The following is a 20,588-nucleotide window of genomic DNA, read 5'->3' on the forward strand; positions in this document are numbered from 1 at the left end:
ATAAAAAGACCAAAAAGACCAAAACGTCCTTTAAGTTCTAAATATTCAAATTTTACTATGTAAGCGTTACCATACTAAATAGGTAACTAAAAGGAGGACGTAACGATGAAAAAATTAAAATGGATTTCATTGATAGCCGTCGTCTCCATTCTACTGGCTGCATGCGGCAGTGACGGGGCAAGTGGAGACGATTCAAGTGGCGGAGATTCTTCCAGCCAATCGGTGGTATTTGGGACAGGTGGGACGTCCGGTGCTTATTATGCCATCGGTGGATCATTAAAACCTATTTTTGAAGAAAGTGATTCTATCGGAAATGTAACGGTAGAATCGACTGGCGCATCTGTTGCCAACATCCAGAACATCACGGACGGCTTAAATCAAATGGCCATCGTGATGAGTGACGTGGCCTATGATGCCGTTGAAGGAAAAGGACAGTTCGAAGGCAATAAAGTAGACGTTCAAGCAATGGCAGGCATGTACCAGAACGTGGTGCAGGTAGTCGCGATGTCTGATAGCGGAATTAAGAGTATTGAAGATTTAAAGGGTAAGAAAGTCGGTGTCGGACAGGTAGGTTCGGGTGTGGAACAGAGCGCAAAGAAGGTATTGGAAGCTGCCGGCCTTACGTATGACGACCTTGAAAAAGTGACTCACACCGGCTATGCGGATTCGGTGCAGGAAATGAAGAACGGCACGCTGGATGCTGCCTTCTTCACCTCGGGAGTACCAAACAGTAATATTACAGACCTGATGCAGCAAAATGATGTATCGTTTGTTGAAATCAAAGGTGATCTTGCTGATAAGCTGATGGAGAAATATCCTTTCTACAAAACCTTCACCATTGATTCAGGTGACGAAGCGAAATACAACCTGGATTCTAAAGTGGAAACCGTCGGGATTCAAAATATGCTGATCGTATCAAAAGATTTAAGCGAAGACACCGTATACGATCTGACAAAGCGCTACTATGATTACTTAGGGACGGATGCAGTGGCAGTCGCTCCCCTTAAGGAAGTCGACCGGGACGAGATGGCGAAGGGCCTCATAGCTCCCCTTCACCCAGGGGCGAAAAAGTTTTATGAAGAAAAAGGATTACTGGAATAATGGACAAAGGGCATCAATCCTGGTGCCCTTTTCTTTCAATCTATGAAAAAAAGAATACTGGTTATCGTTATTCTTTTCCTTCTCACCCTTTCCACCTTCGTCCCGATGAACACATTGCTCTTATCCTATGAAAATCAAAACATAATCGTCCAGCCATTTTTAGAAGAGAAAGATGTATCCATACGCTGGACCCATTCGGTTGAAAAAGAAGATTGGGAAGAATTCTTTCATATTCAAAAGGAAACCATCCTGCTGACTTCGACCCGTTTCAAAACGTTCGGAGCAGGCGTCCCTGATCACGCAGGAGACGATACGTATATCAAAGATGGCTGGGTGTATATGACCGGCATCCATCAATCGATCGGGAGCTCATTGCGTTTTCAAACAGGCAAGGGGACGAATCACCGGATTCAATTGAACGGACGGACCATTTCCCTTGATCCCCAAGTGTCCTACCAATTATCGGTGAGGTCCGTCCCTCTGTATAAATTGATTTATATGATTGTTAAAGATTAAGCGAGGTGACTCATGATGAAAAACGAGAAGAATACATCTGTGGAAGAGTTGGACCGGGAAGGCAATACGAGGAGCAAGTACCCAAAGGTGATCGGTCTATTCCTATTAGTATTGGCCGCCGGGATTGCCCTCTTCCATCTTTACACGTCCTACGCCGGGGCACTGGTCGATGTGAAACAGCGAAGCATTCACTTATATGGACTGATGGCGATCGGCTTCATCCTATACCCCTTTGTGAGTAAAAAGAAAGATCAATCGGTTCCGTTTTATGATTATATCTTAAGTGGCTTATCATTGATTGTCGGCATTTATATGTTATTCAGTGCAGAACGTATCATCCGTACAGGCGGGCAGATCAACGATATGGATTTCTACGTCGGGATCCTTGTCATCGTCCTGCTTCTGGAATTGACAAGACGTGTGACCGGCTGGGGATTGACCCTCCTGGCTCTCGGGTTCTTGCTTTACGGCCTCTACGTAAAACTGTCGATCTATCCTGAATTGAATTCGCAGATCACGCTGACCGTTACCAAAAAGATGATTTCACAGCTTGTCTATATTACGGAAGGGATCCTCGGTACGGCGATTGGTGTATCTGCCAGTTACATCATTCTCTTTATCCTGTTCGGCGCATTTTTAAGCCGGTCCGGAATGGGAAAATTATTTAACGATCTGGCCTTGGCCGTTGCCGGTCATACGAAAGGCGGTCCCGCTAAAGTTGCCGTCATTGCCAGCGGGTTTCTCGGTTCCATTAACGGATCAGCCGTTGCCAATGTCGTGACGACAGGTGCCTTTACGATTCCCTTGATGAAAAAGATCGGCTACAAGAAAGAATTTGCAGGAGCCGTCGAATCAGCAGCCAGTGTGGGTGGACAGATCCTCCCGCCGATCATGGGTGCCGCTGCCTTCATAATGGCTGAGAATCTTAATATCCCTTATACGAAGGTGATTCTGGCAGGTATCATCCCTGCCCTCTTATTCTACATCGGGATCCTGCTTCAAGTGCACTTCAGAGCATCCAAGCGCGGGCTGAATGGAGTTCCGAAATCGGAACTTCCATCCGTGAAAGCCGTTTTGGCAGAGCGCGGACACTTAATCATCCCGATGGTGATTCTCCTGTACTTATTATTCTCAGGAAAAACGCCATTCTACGCCGCCTTCTGGTCCATTTTAGCCACGATCATCATATCGGGATCAAAGCAGGTTCTCACCTTATCGACTCTGCTCGGGATATTCTTTGTGTTCCAGCCACAAGTAAGCGGTCTCCTATCCGGTGAAGGGATGCCTCCTTTGAAAAACGGATGGTGGGAACTCCTGTTGGTTGTGGTGATTCCTTTACTGATCAACCTGTATAGAAAAACCAAAAAGCTTGAAGCTGAAGAAATCGGATTGAAGGATTGCGTTCAAGCATTGGAAGAAGGAGCGAAAACAACAATCCCTGTCGCCGTTGCCTGCGGTGCCGTAGGGATTGTCGTAGGAGTGGCTTCACTGACAGGAGTGGCCCTGGAACTCGCCAACAGTATCGTAGGAATCGGTGAAATGATTGACAGCCCCCTTCTACAACTCGTCATCACATTATTATTGACCATGGTGACGTCCATCGTATTAGGAATGGGACTGCCGAGTATCCCGACCTATATCATCACGAGTACGATGGCAGCACCGATTCTTTTACAACTGCCCCTGTTCCGTGAATTGGCCGGTTCGACGGAAACGGCCGTGTTTGTCGCCCATATGTTTGTGTTCTACTTTGGGATCTTCGCGAACATCACGCCTCCTGTCGCACTGGCTGCCTTTGCCGGAGCGGGAATCAGCGGCGGTGACCCGACGAAGACCGGATTCCAGGCGATGAGGCTCGCCATAGCCGGATTCATCGTTCCATTTATGTTTGTGTTCTCCCATGAAATGCTCATGGTGGACGCTACGGTTACAAGCATTATCACGCTCACCCTTACATCTGTGATCGGCGTATTCCTGTTATCCGTGGCCATTGAAGGTTATTTCAAAAAGAAATTCCCTATCAATTTGCGGCTTATCAGTGCCGTTGCAGCCTTTCTCCTGATTTATCCAGGCTGGGTGACAGACATCATCGGCTTAGTCGTATTCGTCTTTGTTCTGTTTTGGAATTACCAGGGAAAGGGTAAACCGATGAACAAGGAGATCAATATTCCCAATTAAATGAGGTGGATGAAAATGGATTTCGGATTAAAAGATAAAGCAGTCATCGTGACCGCATCAAGTAAAGGTTTAGGAAAAGCCACGGCACTGGAACTGGCAAAAGAAGGAGCCCGAGTGCTTATTTCCAGCAGAAATGAAGAAGAGCTTCAAAAGACCGCAGATGAGATCATTGACTTAACCGGGAATCAGCACATTCATTACACGACATGTGATATGACGAAGTCAGAAGATATCCGGTCCCTCGTTGAAACAGCGATATCGAAACTGGGTGGAGTGGATATTCTCGTCAATAATACGGGCGGCCCACCGGCGGGAGGATTTCAGAAGTTCGAGGATGACGATTGGCAGTATGCCTTTGAACTGAACCTCCTCAGCTATATTCGTACGATCAGGGAGGTTATCCCCCATATGAAAAGCAACAATGGTGGGCGGATCGTGAATATCGCCTCTTCTTCCACGAAGCAAGCGATCGACGGCCTGATTCTTTCCAACACATTCAGGACCGGAATGGTCGGGTTATCCAAAAGCTTATCAAGGGAACTCGCCCAGGATCACATCCTCATCAATACGGTCGGTCCCGGAAGAATTGCAACGGACCGGGTGGCGGAGCTGGATCAACTCAACGCTGAGAAACGGAATATGACCGTGGACGAGCTGAGAAGTATGAGTGAGAAAGCGATTCCTATAGGACGCTATGGTGAACCGGATGAATTTGCCAAAGTGATCGCCTTCCTCGTTTCAGATGCCAATACCTATTTAACCGGACAATCATTGGTCGTGGATGGTGGAATGGTCACTGCATTATAGTAAGAAGAGGCTGGGACAAAACACATTTGTCCCAGCCTCTTCTTCATTTATACGATGAGTTTCCCACTATTCTCCCCAGATCCAGCACGGATGATCATCTCGATCGTCTCGTCCGACATTTCCAGGTGTGCGATATCCGTCCCTGCAATCAGCTCTTGAGTATTGTGGTCCTCAAACGTCAATGCCCCTGCCAGGTACACCTTGAACACGTCAATCAAGCTGTTTAACTTCATCTCTTCTTCATCCAATTCATATTGATCTGCGTTTTCCACTACCGATAAGTTTTCAAATTGAAGGGCTTCTTTTAGCTTCCTGAGCAGTTCATTATTTTCCGGTGGATTGGGATTGGTAATATGATAGATTTTGTCCGGTCGTGCTTTGAGTGGAGCAAGACTTAGAATATCCGCTACGTAATCGACGGGAACCAGATTCGATGTTCCGTTCTTAGCAGCAACCAGTCTGTAGGTACGACCTCCATTTCGTCTCTCTGTCTTACGCTTAAATACTGCGAGAGCACGCATGAACCCATACAGTGTAAACTGCGAATCCGCTTCACCCGTCTTGGAGTCGCCCACAATGATGGCCGGCCGGAAGATGGATACGTCCATTTTGTCACGGTACGAATACACAAGATGTTCAGACTTCACTTTACTTTCTTCATATGGGTTATGAAACTCTCCGTCTGTCGGGTAAAGCTTCTCTACACCTTTCGTCATCTTTCCAACTGTGTAAGCCGTACTCACGTAGTAAAACTTCTTCACCCCAAGGTATTCAACCAGTTCAAGGATATGCTTTGTGCCATCGTAGTTTGCGGCAAACAGCTCATCTCGCAGATCCAGATCAAACTTCACAAGGGCTGCAAGATGGTAGACAGCATCTATTTTACCTGTCAACCACTCCAGGTCTTCCCCACTCAAACCGGCATGTGGGAAAGTGATATCTCCCTGAAAAACATGAATCCTCCCTTGGTCAGCGGCTGGCAAAGAATCTCGCAACCTCTCAGCTTTTTCTACATTTCTCACTAAAATATAGACTTCATTTTGTTTATCTTGTAAAAGGTTCTTGATCAGTTTCCCACCAAGAAATCCTGTCGATCCTGTTAAAAACACGTTCACATTGATCACCCCTGTTGATTTTCAACCTCGTTGGTCATTCCGTTTATCATAGCACAGATTGAAAGCGGAATCGCAGTGGGATGAAAGATGGAACATGATGACAAAAAAAAGAGGGGCATCCGCCCCTCTTTCACTATTTCCAACTATCATAAAACTTCTTTGCCACTTGGACGGTATGGGTACTTCCCCCGGCATCCTGAACATCTTCAAGGAGCATGGCGAGGACCATGGACGGATCATTCTGATCATAGGAAACGAACACTCCATTTTCCTTGCCTTTCGTTCCCTGCTCCGCTTTGATTTCTGCCGTTCCGGTCTTACCGGCGATCGCTTTACCTTCTACACTCGCTTTTCCGGCGATGCCTTCTGTGACCACTTTTCGAAAATTCGTTTTCATCATATCTGCCTGTTCTTTCGAAAGCAGATCTTTCTTCCACACTTTTGGTTCTTCATCCTTCAGGAGTTTTGGTTCCATCATCGTGCCATCGTTGATGATCCCGCCATATGCACTTGCGATGTGAACGATACTCATCAGCACTTCCCCTTGACCGAAAGCAGAATCGGCCAGCTGGACTTCTTTGGAGATTTTTCCGTCGTTTGAAACCTGTGATTGATAGATCGGGTAAGACATAGGAATCTCTTCGCCAAAGCCGAAATCCTTCAAACCTGCAATAAACGTCTCGGCACCCATATCTAGCCCGACCCGTGCAAAATAGATATTATCCGAGAATTTAAGGGCGCTTTCGAGATCCACTTTGCTCTCATTGTCGAAAACACGGACCACTTTATAATTCCCCCATGACTCATCCTTTTGCCACTTCTTCCCCGGGATATCATAGATTTTTGAAGGATCCAGCTTACCGGATTTCAGACCGACGGATGCTGTGATGCCCTTCATTGTGGATCCCGGTGAATAAGTAAGCGGGAATCGGTTCCGGAGCGGTTTTTTCGGATTATCCGCAAGCTTCTTATATTTCTCTGAAGACATTCCCAATACGAATTCATTCGGATCATAGGCAGGGGTGCTCACAAGGGCGAGCGCTTCTCCCGTTTGTGGATTGATGGCGGCTGCCGTTCCCGCCTCATCCTTCATTTGTGCGTATATCTTCTTTTGCATCTCGGCATCAATGGTTAAGGTGATGTTCTTCCCGTCTTCAACCGGTTGCTCGGCTACGGTGAAGGTGTCTTCTGAATCTGGTTGCTTCAGATAGATACGCTGTCCGTCTTTGCCCCGCAGCTGATCCTCATAGACTTCCTCTGCTCCGCTTAAACCCATCAAGGATTGAGCAGTATAGCCTTTGTCCTTCATCTTTTCCAATTTTTCTGCTGTCAACTTTCCGATATAACCGGTGAGATGGGCAGTGGCTTCTCCGTACGGGTATTCCCTTGCAGGTACCCGCTTGGAGTAAAGCCCGTCCAGTTCAATGACGTCCAGTGCGAGAGGACGCTCAGTTAAGGCAATTTTTTTAATGGGGACAAAATAGTCGGGCTTCACCCAGCTTGCCTCCAACTTACCCTTTATTTGCTCTGGTGTTATATCCAGTAAGGATGACAGCTTGCTCAAGTCATTCTCATTGAATTCTTTCGGGACAATCCCGAGTTCAAATGCTTCCCCGTTGACAGCAAGGGGCTGTTGATTCCGGTCGAGGATCTCTCCGCGTTTGGCAGAAATGCTTTCCACTCCAACCTTGTCGTCCTTTTCCATTTCCGGCAGGATGAACGAAGGGTCCCATTTCACGAACCAGTTCTCCTCGTCGTCCTTTTTTTCTTTTGTCAGCGTGACATCTTTTTTATACGAAACCTCACCGGCGAGAGTTTTAAACGAAATGGTCATGGGGAATTTGGCTTTTGTTTCTTTATCCCAGTCCACCTCTTTATCAGGCTTTTTGAAGGATACTTTTACATCCTTCACTTCCAGATCTTTATAGATGTCTTTATATCTTGTAACGAAATCTTCTTTTTTGTATGTATCTTTGGTTGAAGTGTTTGCGTAGTCTGAGAACATACTATCAAACTTCCCTTTATTCCATAGATCCACGTATTCCTGCAGGCGATCATCCGGCTGGGCCTTTTCCTGACAACCTGCGAACATGAGACTGAGCGCGACGAAGGTACAAAGCAGCATGATTTTTTTGATCATATGTAGTGACAACCCCTTATTTATTCTTATATTCATTGTTTCAAATCGTATCCATATTTACAAATTTAATGTATTTATATTTTATATTCTAAACCCAATTTTCACCACCTTTTCCTCACAATCCCCAGCATTTCTTCCCCACACATGGTGCAATTTCGTAAAAATTTGTTATAATAGTACATCGTAAGAGTAATAAGGAACTGAATCCTAAGATTATATCTTGCAAATATATATCGATAGGTGGAAATAAACATGAAAGATTACCGAGTACTACTGTATTACAACTATGTAGACATTGAGAACCCCGAGGAAGTCACTGCCCAGCATAAACAACTATGTGCGGACATCGGCCTTATGGGGCGCATCCTGATTTCGTCTGAAGGAATCAACGGAACATGTTCCGGTACGATCGAGCAGACGGATGCGTATATGGAAGCGATGAGACAGGATCCTCACTTTAAAGATACTGTATTCAAGATCGACGAAGCAGACGAGCATGCGTTCAAGAAATTAAAAGTGAAGCACCGTCCAGAGCTTGTGACACTTCGTCTTGAAGATGACGTGAATCCAAATGAGCTTACAGGTGAATACCTTGATCCAAAGGACTTCTTTGAACAAATTCAGCAGGAAGATACGATCCTTCTTGATGCACGTAATGACTATGAATATGAGCTTGGACACTTCAGAGGAGCTGTGAAGCCGGATATCAAAAACTTCCGCGATCTTCCGAACTGGGTCCGCGATAATAAAGATAAATTGGAAGGCAAAAAGATCATCACATATTGTACAGGTGGGATCCGCTGCGAAAAATTCTCAGGCTGGTTAGTGAAAGAAGGCTTTGAGAATGTGGCACAGCTGCACGGTGGAATTGCAACCTACGGTAAAGACCCTGAAGTAAAAGGTCAACTTTGGGACGGTCAGCTTTACGTATTCGATGAGCGCATCGGTGTTCCTGTCAACCAGACCGAGCACGTTGTCGTAGGGAAAGATTTCTACACTGGCGAACCTTGTGAGCGCTACGTAAACTGTGCCCACCCACCTTGTAACCGAAAGATCCTTTGCTCTGAAGAAAATGAGCATAAATATATGAGAAGCTGCTCACATGAGTGCCGCACGAGCCCTGAGAACCGCTATGTCATGGAACATGGTTTGACGGAGGAAGAAGTGGCAGAGCGTTTGGCAGTGATTGAGCGTGAGAAGGAAACGGCAACAATCTAAATAGTGAAAAAGCACTGGCTGAGGACTCAGCCAGTGCTTTTTTGTCTTTTTACCTAATTACGGTCTACCGCATAATCCGAATAATGTACATAACCAGTTTTTCAATTTCTTGATAAAGTCGAAGAAATCATCTTGCCAGTCACCATCACCCGGTTCATCTTGTTGTTCCTCTTGAATGATTCTGCCTTCAACTTTTGGAGAGACATTTTTATGTTTAGCTAAATAGTCAGTGAATACTTCATAATCCACTTGGAATAACTCTGTCATCCGACCTTCGTCTTTAGCCGTTTTAAACATGCTGTAACCGTCTCCGCCATCTGCTGTAAAGGCATTGGTGGCAACTGTGTACATCTTTTCAGGGTCAATTTCTTTGAACCCTTTATCCGTTTTCACTTCAACAGACCATACACGCTCTCCAACCGGTTTGTTGATGTCGTACTTGAAGTTGATTCCAGATACTTGAAGGAAACGTCCTTCACCGGTTTCAACGCCACTTACACTGTGCTCGAGAGCATCCAGAAGTTCTTGTCCAGTTAAGTCCAGTGTCACGAGATTATTACCGAACGGCATCGTCGTTAACACTTCACCTAACGTAATTTTCCCTTTATCGATGGAAGCACGGATACCGCCGCCGTTTTGGAGTCCGATATGGGTCTTAACCGATTCATTCGCCTTTTCTACCATGGCGTCTGCGATCAGATTCCCTAAATTCGTTTCTTTCGTACGAACGTCTGCACGTTCACCGTTAAGGGCTACCTTCGTCTTACCTACGACTTCGTTTTTAATTTCTTCCAAAGGTGCCTTGAATTCATTTACTTTCGCAAGCGCTTCAGCGTCTTCATCATATTGCTCAAGATCAAGTACCTTACCGTCATGGCTGGTTACAACACCTTCAGCATCAAAAGTGACGTCCAACAAACCAAGAAGGTTTAAATACTCACCGGCTTGAACGATGATAGTAGGTTCTTCTTTATCAATGACTACAGGCTCATCCAATACAGTATGGGAATGACCTCCGACAATGACGTCAATGCCATCAACCGCTTCGGCAAGTTCCAGGTCATGTGAGTAACCAAGATGAGAAAGGACGATGATCTTGTTTACACCCTCCCCTTTAAGCATGTCGATTGTAGCAGCTGATTTTTCTGCAGCATCTCCAAATTCGATATTTTCTCCAGGACTTGAGAGAAACTCAGTTTCAGGAGTTGTCAATCCGAAGATCCCTACTTTTTCTCCGTCCACTTCTTTAATGATGGCTGGATAGATGTTTCCGCCTTCACCTGGCGTCCCCACCTCCTCTTTCTTCAACGGCTCCAGGTCAGAGTCACCTGTCATCTGAACATTTGAAGAAACCATCGGGAAGTTCATTTCTTTAATGAAATTTGCCAATGTCTTAGAGTCTTTATCAAATTCATGGTTCCCTAGAGTCATAGCATCATAACCCAACTGATTCATGAACCATAAATCTGCCAGACCAGAGTATTGACGGAAGTAAAGTGTTCCAGAGAACACATCCCCTGCGTCCAATAAAAGAGAATTTTCTTTCTCTGCACGAACTTCCTTAACTGCTGTGAATAAGCGCGGATAACCTTCCACGTGGGCATGGGTATCGTTCGTGTGCATGATGGATAAATTGAAATCTGTATTTTCTTCAGGAGCTGCTTCTTGAACGATACGCCCTTCCACTTCAGGTGAAACCGGATTATTCTTTTCAAGATATGAAGTGAATACTTCAAAGTCAGCTACAAACAATTCCGTTTGGCGGCCTTCTTCTTTCGCTTCTTTGAACATCGTATATCCGTCTCCACCATTTGCAGTGAATGCGTTAGTGGCAACAGAGTACATTTTTTCAGGGTCGATTTTTTCATACCCATTGCTTGTTTTCACTTCCAGATACCATACCCGTTCCCCGGCAGGCTTGTTGACGTCATACTTGTATTTGATTCCTGATACTTGTAGGAATTCACCAGGTGCATCCTGGCCTTCCACTCTTGATACACTGTGTTCAAGTGCATCTTTAATTTCTTGACCAGTCAAATCAAGGGTCACAAGTTGATTTCCGAAAGGCATTGTTGTTAATACTTCTCCAAGCGTGATGTCCCCTGCATCGATCGAGGCACGGATTCCGCCGCCATTTTGAAGTCCAATATACGTTGCTACTGACTCATTGGCTCTTGCAACCATTCCATCAGCAATTAAATTACCCAGGTTCGTTTCTTTTCTGCGGACATCGGCACGTTCGCCATTCAGAGCTACTTCTGAGCGGCCGACTACTTCACTCTTTAATTCTTCCAGAGGAGCTTTGAATTCTTCCACTTTTGCAAGAGCATCCGCATCTGCTTCATAATTTCCAAGGTCAAGCACTTCACCTGACTGATTCGTGACAACACCGTCATCATTGAATGTGACATCCAATAAACCAAGCAAGTTCAAGTATTCCCCAGCCTGTACGATTACAGTCGGCTCTTCTTTATCGATGACAACCGGCTCTTCTAATACGGTATGGGAATGTCCTCCGACAATTACGTCAATACCATTGACCGCTTCAGCCAGTTCCAAATCTTGAGCATAGCCCAGATGAGACAGGGCAATGATCTTATTGACTCCTTCATTCTTCAGCATATCAATTGTTGATGCTGCTTTATCAGCAGGATTTTCAAAAGAAATATGCTCTCCTGGATTTGAGATGAATGCTGTATCAGGAGTGGTCAATCCAAAAATTCCTACTTTTTCACCGTCTACTTCTTTGATCATGGCAGGGTAGATGTTTCCACCTTCACCCGGAGTACCGATTTCATCCTTCACAAGTGGCTCTAAATCTGTATCGCCACCAACCGATACATTGGAAGATACCATTGGGAAGTTCATTTCTTTAATGAAGTCTGCAAGCGTCTTGGAGTCTTTGTCAAATTCGTGATTACCAAAGGTCATGGCATCATAGCCAAGCTCGTTCATGAACCACAGATCTGCAAGACCCTTATATTGACGGAAGTAAAGTGTTCCGGAGAAGACATCACCCGCGTCTAATAATAGAGCGTTTTCCTTTTCAGAGCGGACTTCGTTCACCGCTGTAAAGAGTTTAGGATAACCCTCCACGTGTGCGTGCGTATCGTTCGTATGCATAATGGAAAGGTTAAACCCGTCTTGACTGTCAGTTGATAAGTCAAATTGCCCGATATAGGCATCATGATCGCTCGCCCGTCCATGTTCTTCCATATATGGTGAGTTGATATTGACGATATCATATTCTGCACCTGCAGCAAGGCGATTGGAAACCAGCATATGATCCAATACCTGTGCATTTCCTTGGTACGTATACGTGTATCGCTCGCTTGCAGGAAGGGTTTCAACAAGGTTTGTCAATTCTTCTCCTTTAAGCTTTTGTAAAGGAGCGGAGAATTCAAAGTCGTTTAAGTCTCCCATTACGACCACGTTAGCGTCTTCATTCTTTTCCTCAATATCAGATACGAATGAATTCACAATTTCAGCGATTTGTAGACGTTGCTCTTCACTTTTCAGTACAGGTGGCTGATTTTTACCGAAGATGGGTTGATCTCCACCTTTAGAGTTAAAGTGATTGTTCACGACGATAACGTCTTCGCCTTTAAAGTTGAACTGTGCAGCCAACGGCTTGCGGCTGTCATCGAATGCTGGGTTCGTCGGATCGATTCTTCCCGGATTCAATGTCAAGGAGCCGTTTTCATATGCAACAGCTGTTGTAGCATCCCCTTTTGTGCCTTCAGCCAATGACACACGATCTGGATTATAGAGGAATCCTACTCGGATATTCCCTCCAGGCACTCCGCCATCTTCTTTATCTTGAGGAGCGATTTCTGTCCATGAATAGGTAGGTCCGCCGAAACCTGCAATGGCGTCACTTAATGCTTTGTAGTTTGCATCCGCCTTTACGACACCATCATCCGTCGTCCCACTTTCATCCAATACTTCCACTAAACCGATGATGTCAGGAGATTTCAGATTTTCAACCATTGATTTTGCAAGCTTATCCCGCTTCGCTGTATCAGATGCTGCAAAGTTTTCAATGTTGTAGCCTGCAACCGTTAATTTATCATCTGCTTTTTCGATTGTTGTCACTTCCGGAGTGTAGTCACGCTCTGTTAATTCCGGCAGACTCTCTTCTTTTACGAGTAGTTTAAAGTTACTGAAGCTGTAACTGACAACCCCTGTAACCGTTCCATCAAATTGGTCACCTGTTTTCGTAACGAAATCACGGTTATCAAGTAAAAGGAGCATCCTTTCAGGGTTTTGGTTTTCTTTTGTTAATAGTGGTGAGCCTTCTTTGGTATACGCTTTGTCTTCTACTTTCTCAGTGATGACAGGGACTTCTCCGTACTTCTGTGGACCTGTCACCGTTGGGTGATCAAGGGAAACACGCATACCTTCCAGACTTTCGTAAAAATCGATCCCATCCTGTTCAGGGTCGAATTCACCGAATTGATCGTTATCAACCACTTCTGTAGGAGGGATTACATCTTCTCCCATTACCAAAGCTTCAGGAAGTTCATTAGAACTAGAACCAACAATCACATTTCCGTATTGTGCGTTCAGCTCCGTCATGGCAAGATCGGTTTGCAATTTATCGGAATAACCGTCAAGCACCCATTCTTTCACCTGACCATCGACCGCCACTTTGTCTCCAACCTTCACTCCATGTGCCGGCTTGTAGACAAGTACAGCTTCAGATGTTTTGGCATTATCATCTGTCTGGTCATCCTGCATATAGAAGTTGCTGGCATCCACTACGTGAGTGACAATCCCTTCAACGCCTTTAACTTTTTCTGAATTATATGGTGAAGAATGTGTTTCACCTTGTATATCGTGGATTCTTAAACCTTCGATACCATCGTACGGTGTAGGCTCGTCCGGATTTTCACCTTCAAAGGAGAGAGCCGTAGGAGATCTTAATCCCGGTACGTTAAAGTAAGCTTCGAGGTTTCCTGTAATGATGACTTTTTTCCCTATGATGTCAGGGTTTGTTTTCAATCCAAAGTCCGCTCTGAAAGCAGTTGGCAGCTGGACCGGAAGCATCTTGGAAGCGTCCTTCTCATCTGCACTATCTGCAATGGCTAAATTGTAATCATTTCCAAAAGGAGCTTCAAAATTATAACTATTAGTAGCTGTAGTGTGAGCTACTATATAACCCGTAACGGTTCCTGTACCGCTGTTGTTTTCAATCGCTTCCTGGACCGTTAAATAGTCTGCTGCAGAAGCAATCGAACCGATTGGCACAATATAGCTTACCAGCATGGCCAGGATCGTTGTTACGATGAACAACTGTTTCTTCAAAATCTTCAATCTGGTTCCTCCTCAAAATGTTTTCGAATAGTGAGATAAGCCTATGTATCTGTTCATCTACAAATTCAAGCTATATCCCCCGGTTCCTTTGTCTATGGCATAAATACCTTCTAAGGTTTTGTAAGCGCTTTCTTTATAGTACATTCGTTTCCCCCGGAAAGCATCGATCCATGCCAAAAAATACGTAGATTAAGAATGATATTGATTACAATCTACCTATTTCGAAACACCTCCGCATGTTTATTTCACTTAGTTCCTATTTTGTTGAATAATGTAAACCAAGTACTCTTTAAATATATCATTTTTTTGTCGAGGATTATTGAATTATATAAAAATTTACAAAAATGGGACAATAGATTCATATTATATTAAAAATAAAGTCGAAAAAGAAATCCACCTGCCCCTCTAGGATTACTAAAGAGGCACCTTCAATCAGAAGTGGAATTCGTATGAGATTTGAATGTTGACCTGTCTATATATGTAAGACTTCTTCTTATAAAAATAAACAAAAGTATTCCTGCACTGTCATAACACACGTCTAATAAACAACCGGTCCTGGAAAAATATAATTGTGCAATTTCAGTAAAAGTCGCGTACGCAATAGAAAATAAAAATACTCTATTCAGCCTTTTGAAAAGCCAATAAAAAGATACAGCCAGCACAAAGAAACAAAAAGCATGACCTGCTTTTTGTTGTAAATATCCCGGACTGCTAAACGGATAGTCTGTAAGGTTAAAAAATGGTTTAAGATCAGGTTGATTTATCCATTGAAATTTCAAGTCGTGATAGTTGAGTAAATCGTGGAAACTTTCGGTACAGGTTAAACAAAATAGTATCCCCATGTATGTTGCAACAACCGCTATTTTCATCAGTGATCCTCTCCTTCGTTACCATTATTTCCATTAGGGAACTCGTATAAAAGTGAGCGGTAACGTTCTCTCTCGGTCAGCCTCTTCATGTATTGGTTGCATTAGAATCCAAGCTGCTTGTATGTCGAGGTCCGTCCCTCTTCCCTTTTCCTCTCCCACCCATTACACTGAAGGAAATAAGATGATAAAGGATGGTTGGATGAACCGTTTTGTTGAGAGGGTCGAGCCTTATTTTTTGAGTGAGGATCCGTTTGTGCAGAGGTATGCAATTGAAATGTTGGAAGGTTCTTATTTGGTTGATGGTGATACATTTTTAACCGGGTTAAAGGCCCATGACCGTGGACAGGTTTCCGAATACTCTTCCCCTATACTTCCTTATTTGATGTACATGCCGTTGAATGAGGAAGGGCTGAGGGAGGTAGTCAAGCGGTTGAATAGCCTTAGTAAAAAGGATGTAGACGTACTCTTCTACATTCAATTAATAGCGAATGCCGATACAGATTTACTGATTTCATACAGAGATGAAGTAAAACCTTTTCTAGATGAAGGGCAACTGAATAAAATTGCCAAGCTTCCTGCTTTAAAAGATGAGGAATTGTTTATGGAGCTTGCTGGTGTTATGCATTACTTGGATACGAATGAGTATGACCAGGTGTATTTTGACCATGGGAAAAGGATTGTTCAAGAGTTTGTCAAGAAAGGGGAAATGAAAAGCTGGGAGGTACAGATTGAGGAAGACGGGCTGGTCGGCTTCAATCAGGTATACACAGTATATATGGCCGGGGAAATCCGCGAAGAGAGCGTGATCCCGCAATTGGTGAACCTTTTCAAAAACGAGGAAGCAGAAGATTTGCTGTTGGAGGAAGTGGCCAATGCCCTGGTGAAGATAGGAACAGATCAGGTAGCGCGTGAGGTTGAAAAAGTAGCTCTCTATGGCAACACCTATTTCTATACACTGGATGTATTAGGCAGAATAAAGAGCGCGGAGGCGGAACAAGCACTGTTACGATTGTTTGATCAAACAGATGACCTTACCGCTAAAACACTGATAGCAGATTATTTATGTCAGCAGTTATCAGCTGACTCGATTCCCAAAATCGAAGCACTCATCGAAGAAGGCTATGATGAAAATATGCTTTGTCCGGAAGAGTCCCTGTACGTGAACTGCGTCATGAACGGAATGGACCATCCGAAACTTACACAATGGAAGAGTCTCATCGAAGAAGTGGAAAAGCATTCATTGGATGAACAACCACTCCTCGCTACTCAACCGGTCCAAACAGGCGACAAGATCGGACGCAACGACCCCTGCCCGTGCGGAAGCGGGAAGAAATATAAGAAGTGCTGCCTATAATAGATGAGGGACGGACCTCCGCATTTTCACGCGGAAGCCCGTCCCTATCACGTTTCACTATTGAATTATGGTGAAAATTGAGGTCCGTCCCTCTACTCCATCCACTCTGGTTTGCCGAAGCCTTTGAATTTTTGGTCGATGGTTTTTTCGAATTGGTCGGCTTCGACGACGGCTTTGATGTCTTTGGCGAGTTGTGAGTCAACGTCTTTTGTGTTCATGACTACGCGGTTTCGGTATTGGTCAGGCATATCCTCCAGTTGCAGGGCATCGAGAAGGTCCATGTCTGCTGCCAGTGCATAGTTCCCAGGCACTGCTGATAAATCGACACTGTCTACCGCCCTTGGAAGCTGTGCCGCTTCGATCGGTTTGAACTGCAGGTTTTTCACGTTTTCATCAATGTCTTTTTCGGATACGGTCAATGGATCCGTGTCAGGCTTCAACGTGATCAACTTGGCATCTTCGAGGATTTGAAATGCACGTGCCGCGTTTGTCGGATCATTCGGGATCGCGATGGCACTGCCTTCTTTGATGTCCTTGATGGAATCGTACTTCTGTGAGTAAATTCCCATCGGCGCCGTCGGTACGACAATCACTTCGGAAAGGTCCATATTATGCTGTTTCGCGAAGGTTTCCATATAGATCTTATGCTGGAAAAGGTTCGCATCCAGGTCTCCTTGGGCCAGTGCGTTGTTTGGCTGTATGTAGTCACTGAATTCCTTCACTTCCACCGTGTATCCTTTTTCCTCGAGACCCGGCTTGATCGCTTTTGTCACCATATCACTGTAAGGACCGGATGTGGCCCCGATGGTCACTTCTTTTTTATTTTCCGAACTTGCCTCTTCTCCGCCACAGGCAGCCAGTAAGCTCACTGTTACCGCTAATGCTACAAATAATATCCACTTTTTCACTTGTTGTTCCCCCTATAGTAGTTATCGTTTATCGACTAATCGTGCAAATACATCACCCGTATATTGGATGAGTTGAACCAGACAAATTAGAATGACCACGGTCGTGATCATCACGGTATTGTCATAACGGTAGTACCCGAAGCGAATCGCCAGGTCCCCGACTCCGCCTCCGCCGACGATGCCGGCCATGGCGGAATAGGCGACTAAACTGATCGTTGTAATCGTGATCGCCTGAATGACGGCAGGCCGTGCTTCCGGTAACAGCACGTCCTTGATGATCATCCATGGACTTGCCCCCACTGAAACCGATGCTTCAATGACTCCCTTATCAATTTCCCTTAAAGACGTTTCTACCATTCTCGCAAAAAACGGAATACCCGCAACCGAGAGTGATACCGATGCCGCCGTCGGTCCGATTGTCGTCCCGGTTAATAGTTTGGTTAATGGTAAGAGTGCTACTAATAATATAATGAACGGCACCGAACGGACCATATTCACGACGAATCCAACCACTTTTTTGATGAAACTATTTTGCAGGAACAATCCCTTGTCTGTGACGAAAAGGAGAATCCCCAATGGTAATCCCACTACGATCGCGACCGCCAGCGAAATCCCCACCATATACACCGTTTCAAAAAACGCTTTATTCAACTCAGGCAAAATAGAAGTCAATGAATCAGGCAGCATCCTCAAGCACCTCCAGGCTCTGTGTCTTCGCCGTGATATATCGGATCGCGGATTCTATTTCATCAGGGGAGCCAATCAGCTCCATAATGAAAATCCCCAGTGGGACGTCTTGGATATATTCGATTTTCCCATGAAGGATATTCCCACGAACTTTATAGCGCTGAAACACCTCTGATACGACGCTTTCCTCGGCGATCGACCCTTTGAACTGGATCTTAATGAGTTTTCCTTTTCTCGATTCCACCAGGTGCTGTGGCAGGTCGAATTGGAGAATCGTTTCGATGAACTGCTTCGTCAAAGGTTGCTTCGGTTCGGCAAACAGGTCATACACAGGACCTTCCTCCACGATCTTCCCGTCCTGCATCACAGCCATCCGGTCGCAGATTTCCTTCACCACTTCCATTTCGTGAGTGATGAGCACAATCGTCAAGCCCAGTTCCTTGTTGATCTTTTTCAACAGCTTTAAGATCGATTTCGTCGTATTCGGATCGAGGGCGGATGTCGCTTCATCGCAAAGTAATACCGATGGATTGTTGGCAAGTGCCCTTGCGATACCGACTCTCTGCTTCTGTCCCCCGCTGAGCTGGGCCGGGTAGGCATCGGATTTGTCTGAAAGACCGACCATCTCCAGGAGCTCGACGACCCTTGGTTTGATTTTCGCTTTCGGTACATGTGCCGCTTTCAAGGCAAAGGCGAGATTATCAAACACCGTCTTCGATTTGATGAGATGAAAGTGCTGGAAGATCATGCTCGTTTTTTGCCGGGCAAGTCTTAACTCCTTGGATGTGAGCTTCGTGAAATCCTGTCCATCGATGATGATTTCCCCAGCTGTCGGGGTCTCTAATAGATTCAGGCAGCGAATGAGCGAGCTCTTCCCTGCTCCGCTGTACCCGACGATCCCGAAGATCTCACCTTTTTTAATGGTGACAGAGACGTTGTCGACACCGACCACCGTTTGCTTTTTCGTTTTGTACGTTTTTACTAGATTCCGAATCTCGATCAATGTGCACACCCCTTTTTCTCCAATAAAAAATGCCTCTTTCAACTGAAAGAAGCATCGCCTGTTTATCTCGACTTATCTCTCAGAATGAAATCATTCTGCAGGAATTAGCACCGTTCCATTACTGGAGGTTGCCGGACGTCATAGGGCCTGATCCCTCGGTCACTCTGGATAATTGAATGTATGTAATTTTCAAAAATTTATCTTATAGAGGATAATACTGGTTATGGGATGGGAAGTCAATAGGGGATTTCGGGGAGGATTTCATGTAAGCGTTATCTTCGTTGTCCTGGCAACGAAAGATTTTTGTATATATAAAAAAACGACCTCTCCCATGCAGGAAAGGTCAGGCTCTTCCACTCAGTCAACGACTTTTCACCGAATCTCTCTCTATCAGCTCCGTTGTCAGTTTGTAATACGAATCGACCTCTTCTTTCATAAGCATTTGAAAGATGAGATGAACGGCCAATGCACCCGCTTCATATTTCGGCTGACGCATGGTCGTCAATGGCGGGGACACGTATTCCGACAGTTGGATATCATCGAAACCGATGATGGAGATATCCCTCGGTACGGAAATGTTTTTTTCGTTCAGTGCCTGCAGGCCGCCGATGGCCATTTCATCGTTTGCATAGAAAATGGCCTGTGGGACATCCCGTTGGGCGATCAGCATTTTGGTCGCCTGATAGCCCCCTTCTCGAGTGAAGCCCCCGGATACTTTCCACTTCGACTTATAGTCGATCCCGTGTTTGTCCAATGCTTCCCGGAAACCCTGGAAACGAAGCTCGTTGTCATGGGAGTTGTAAGGTCCGCTGATAAACGCTATGTCATGGCTCCCCCTCTCAATCAAGTGTTCAGTGGCCACGAACGCTCCGTGAACATTATCGACTTCGATCTGGGTGACGTAATCGCTTTTGATGCTCCGGTCGAGGACCACGATCGGAAAGCCTTCCCTTGCCGATTCCAGGATGGTCCCATCATCGATATTATGGGCAAGGATGATGACGCCGTCGACCCTTTTCTCTTTTAAAAATTTCACGGCGGTGGACTGTGCCCCACCGATGGAACTGCAGGCGATCAAATCATATCCGTTCGTGGAGGTCACATCTTGTACGCCCTTGATCAGTTCGGAATAGTAAGGCCCTGATAGATCGCTCAGAATCAAGGCGATGGTATTCGTGCTTGTCCGCTTCAAATCGGAGGCAAGCCCGTTTTTTTGGTAATTCAATTGTTTGGCTGCCGCTAAAACTTTCTGTCGTGTTTCTTCACTGACTTTCTTACTGTTGTTTAATGCATAAGAAGCGGTCGAAACGGCGACTCCGGACAGTTTAGCCACATCTTTGATGGTTGCCATAAGTTCACATCCTAATTGCTAAATA

At 45.1% G+C, this 20,588-nt stretch carries 14 protein-coding genes and 1 riboswitch; of the genes, 6 read left to right on the plus strand and 8 right to left on the minus strand.

Going from position 1 to position 20,588, the window contains the following annotated elements; translation table 11 throughout:
- Positions 1–105: 105 nt before the first annotated feature.
- The 4 genes from P8596_RS21365 to P8596_RS21380 are packed head-to-tail and all read left to right on the plus strand — an operon-like array spanning position 106 to position 4,602.
- Complete coding sequence (locus tag P8596_RS21365; protein WP_279725024.1) at positions 106–1,101, plus strand: TAXI family TRAP transporter solute-binding subunit; 996 nt, start codon at positions 106–108, stop codon at positions 1,099–1,101.
- A gap of 42 nt (positions 1,102–1,143) precedes the next feature.
- Positions 1,144–1,617 carry a DUF1850 domain-containing protein gene (locus P8596_RS21370; protein WP_279725025.1) on the plus strand — a complete coding sequence of 158 codons (474 nt, stop codon included), beginning with the start codon at positions 1,144–1,146 and terminating at the stop codon, positions 1,615–1,617.
- A gap of 12 nt (positions 1,618–1,629) precedes the next feature.
- Positions 1,630–3,795: a TRAP transporter permease gene (locus P8596_RS21375; RefSeq protein WP_279725027.1), complete on the plus strand. Its 2,166-nt coding sequence runs from the start codon at positions 1,630–1,632 to the stop codon at positions 3,793–3,795.
- 15 nt (positions 3,796–3,810) lie between these two features.
- Complete coding sequence (locus P8596_RS21380) at positions 3,811–4,602, plus strand: SDR family oxidoreductase (RefSeq protein WP_279725028.1); 792 nt, start codon at positions 3,811–3,813, stop codon at positions 4,600–4,602.
- 47 nt (positions 4,603–4,649) lie between these two features.
- Here P8596_RS21380 and P8596_RS21385 read toward each other — a convergent pair whose 3' ends face one another.
- Together P8596_RS21385 and P8596_RS21390 are read right to left on the minus strand one after the other, a co-directional pair.
- A complete protein-coding gene (locus P8596_RS21385; RefSeq protein ID WP_279725029.1) occupies positions 4,650–5,717 on the minus strand; it encodes an SDR family oxidoreductase in 1,068 nt (355 codons plus the stop codon).
- Between the two features lie 133 nt (positions 5,718–5,850).
- Positions 5,851–7,857, minus strand: a complete 2,007-nt coding sequence (locus P8596_RS21390; protein WP_279725031.1) for a penicillin-binding transpeptidase domain-containing protein — start codon at positions 7,855–7,857, stop codon at positions 5,851–5,853.
- A gap of 252 nt (positions 7,858–8,109) precedes the next feature.
- Here P8596_RS21390 and trhO point away from each other — a divergent pair, with 252 nt between their 5' ends.
- Positions 8,110–9,075 carry an oxygen-dependent tRNA uridine(34) hydroxylase TrhO gene (gene trhO, locus P8596_RS21395; RefSeq protein WP_279725033.1) on the plus strand — a complete coding sequence of 322 codons (966 nt, stop codon included), beginning with the start codon at positions 8,110–8,112 and terminating at the stop codon, positions 9,073–9,075.
- Positions 9,076–9,132: 57 nt separating this feature from the next.
- Here trhO and P8596_RS21400 read toward each other — a convergent pair whose 3' ends face one another.
- Entirely contained in the window at positions 9,133–14,391 is a 5,259-nt protein-coding gene (locus P8596_RS21400) for a 5'-nucleotidase C-terminal domain-containing protein (RefSeq protein ID WP_279725034.1), read from the minus strand.
- Between the two features lie 428 nt (positions 14,392–14,819).
- The gene (locus P8596_RS23935; RefSeq protein WP_481900308.1) at positions 14,820–15,260 is read right to left on the minus strand and encodes a VanZ family protein; all 441 of its coding nucleotides are present in this window, start codon (positions 15,258–15,260) and stop codon (positions 14,820–14,822) included.
- 199 nt (positions 15,261–15,459) lie between these two features.
- On the opposite strand from P8596_RS23935, the gene P8596_RS21405 reads away from it, so the two are divergent.
- Positions 15,460–16,614 carry an SEC-C metal-binding domain-containing protein gene (locus tag P8596_RS21405; RefSeq protein WP_279725035.1) on the plus strand — a complete coding sequence of 385 codons (1,155 nt, stop codon included), beginning with the start codon at positions 15,460–15,462 and terminating at the stop codon, positions 16,612–16,614.
- Positions 16,615–16,706: 92 nt separating this feature from the next.
- Here the strand turns inward: P8596_RS21405 and P8596_RS21410 are convergent, their stop codons facing one another.
- From P8596_RS21410 to P8596_RS21425, 4 genes are all read right to left on the minus strand, one after another.
- The gene (locus P8596_RS21410) at positions 16,707–17,522 is read right to left on the minus strand and encodes a MetQ/NlpA family ABC transporter substrate-binding protein (RefSeq protein WP_279725036.1); all 816 of its coding nucleotides are present in this window, start codon (positions 17,520–17,522) and stop codon (positions 16,707–16,709) included.
- Between the two features lie 21 nt (positions 17,523–17,543).
- Positions 17,544–18,209 (minus strand): methionine ABC transporter permease, encoded by a 666-nt coding sequence (locus P8596_RS21415; protein WP_279725038.1) that lies wholly within the window; start codon positions 18,207–18,209, stop codon positions 17,544–17,546.
- Entirely contained in the window at positions 18,199–19,212 is a 1,014-nt protein-coding gene (locus P8596_RS21420) for a methionine ABC transporter ATP-binding protein (protein ID WP_279725039.1), read from the minus strand. The genes P8596_RS21415 and P8596_RS21420 overlap by 11 nt, the downstream gene beginning before the upstream one ends.
- Positions 19,213–19,281: 69 nt before the next feature.
- Positions 19,282–19,387, minus strand: a riboswitch (SAM riboswitch).
- 186 nt (positions 19,388–19,573) lie between these two features.
- Positions 19,574–20,563 carry a LacI family DNA-binding transcriptional regulator gene (locus P8596_RS21425; RefSeq protein WP_159362911.1) on the minus strand — a complete coding sequence of 330 codons (990 nt, stop codon included), beginning with the start codon at positions 20,561–20,563 and terminating at the stop codon, positions 19,574–19,576.
- Positions 20,564–20,588 lie beyond the last annotated feature (25 nt).

The organism is Rossellomorea sp. DA94, from assembly GCF_029834455.1.
In the GTDB taxonomy this organism is placed as follows: domain Bacteria; phylum Bacillota; class Bacilli; order Bacillales; family Bacillaceae_B; genus Rossellomorea; species Rossellomorea vietnamensis.

Bases quoted from the DNA above. Each gene is read 5' to 3' on its own strand.
- P8596_RS21425 (WP_159362911.1), bottom strand. From the start codon at position 20,563: ATGGCAACCATCAAAGATGTGGCTAAACTGTCCGGAGTCGCCGTTTCG.
- trhO (WP_279725033.1), top strand. From the start codon at position 8,110: ATGAAAGATTACCGAGTACTACTGTATTACAACTATGTAGACATTGAG.
- P8596_RS21405 (WP_279725035.1), top strand. From the start codon at position 15,460: ATGAACCGTTTTGTTGAGAGGGTCGAGCCTTATTTTTTGAGTGAGGAT.
- P8596_RS21365 (WP_279725024.1), top strand. From the start codon at position 106: ATGAAAAAATTAAAATGGATTTCATTGATAGCCGTCGTCTCCATTCTA.
- P8596_RS21375 (WP_279725027.1), top strand. From the start codon at position 1,630: ATGATGAAAAACGAGAAGAATACATCTGTGGAAGAGTTGGACCGGGAA.
- P8596_RS21390 (WP_279725031.1), bottom strand. From the start codon at position 7,857: ATGATCAAAAAAATCATGCTGCTTTGTACCTTCGTCGCGCTCAGTCTC.
- P8596_RS21415 (WP_279725038.1), bottom strand. From the start codon at position 18,209: ATGCTGCCTGATTCATTGACTTCTATTTTGCCTGAGTTGAATAAAGCG.
- P8596_RS21370 (WP_279725025.1), top strand. From the start codon at position 1,144: ATGAAAAAAAGAATACTGGTTATCGTTATTCTTTTCCTTCTCACCCTT.
- P8596_RS23935 (WP_481900308.1), bottom strand. From the start codon at position 15,260: ATGAAAATAGCGGTTGTTGCAACATACATGGGGATACTATTTTGTTTA.
- P8596_RS21380 (WP_279725028.1), top strand. From the start codon at position 3,811: ATGGATTTCGGATTAAAAGATAAAGCAGTCATCGTGACCGCATCAAGT.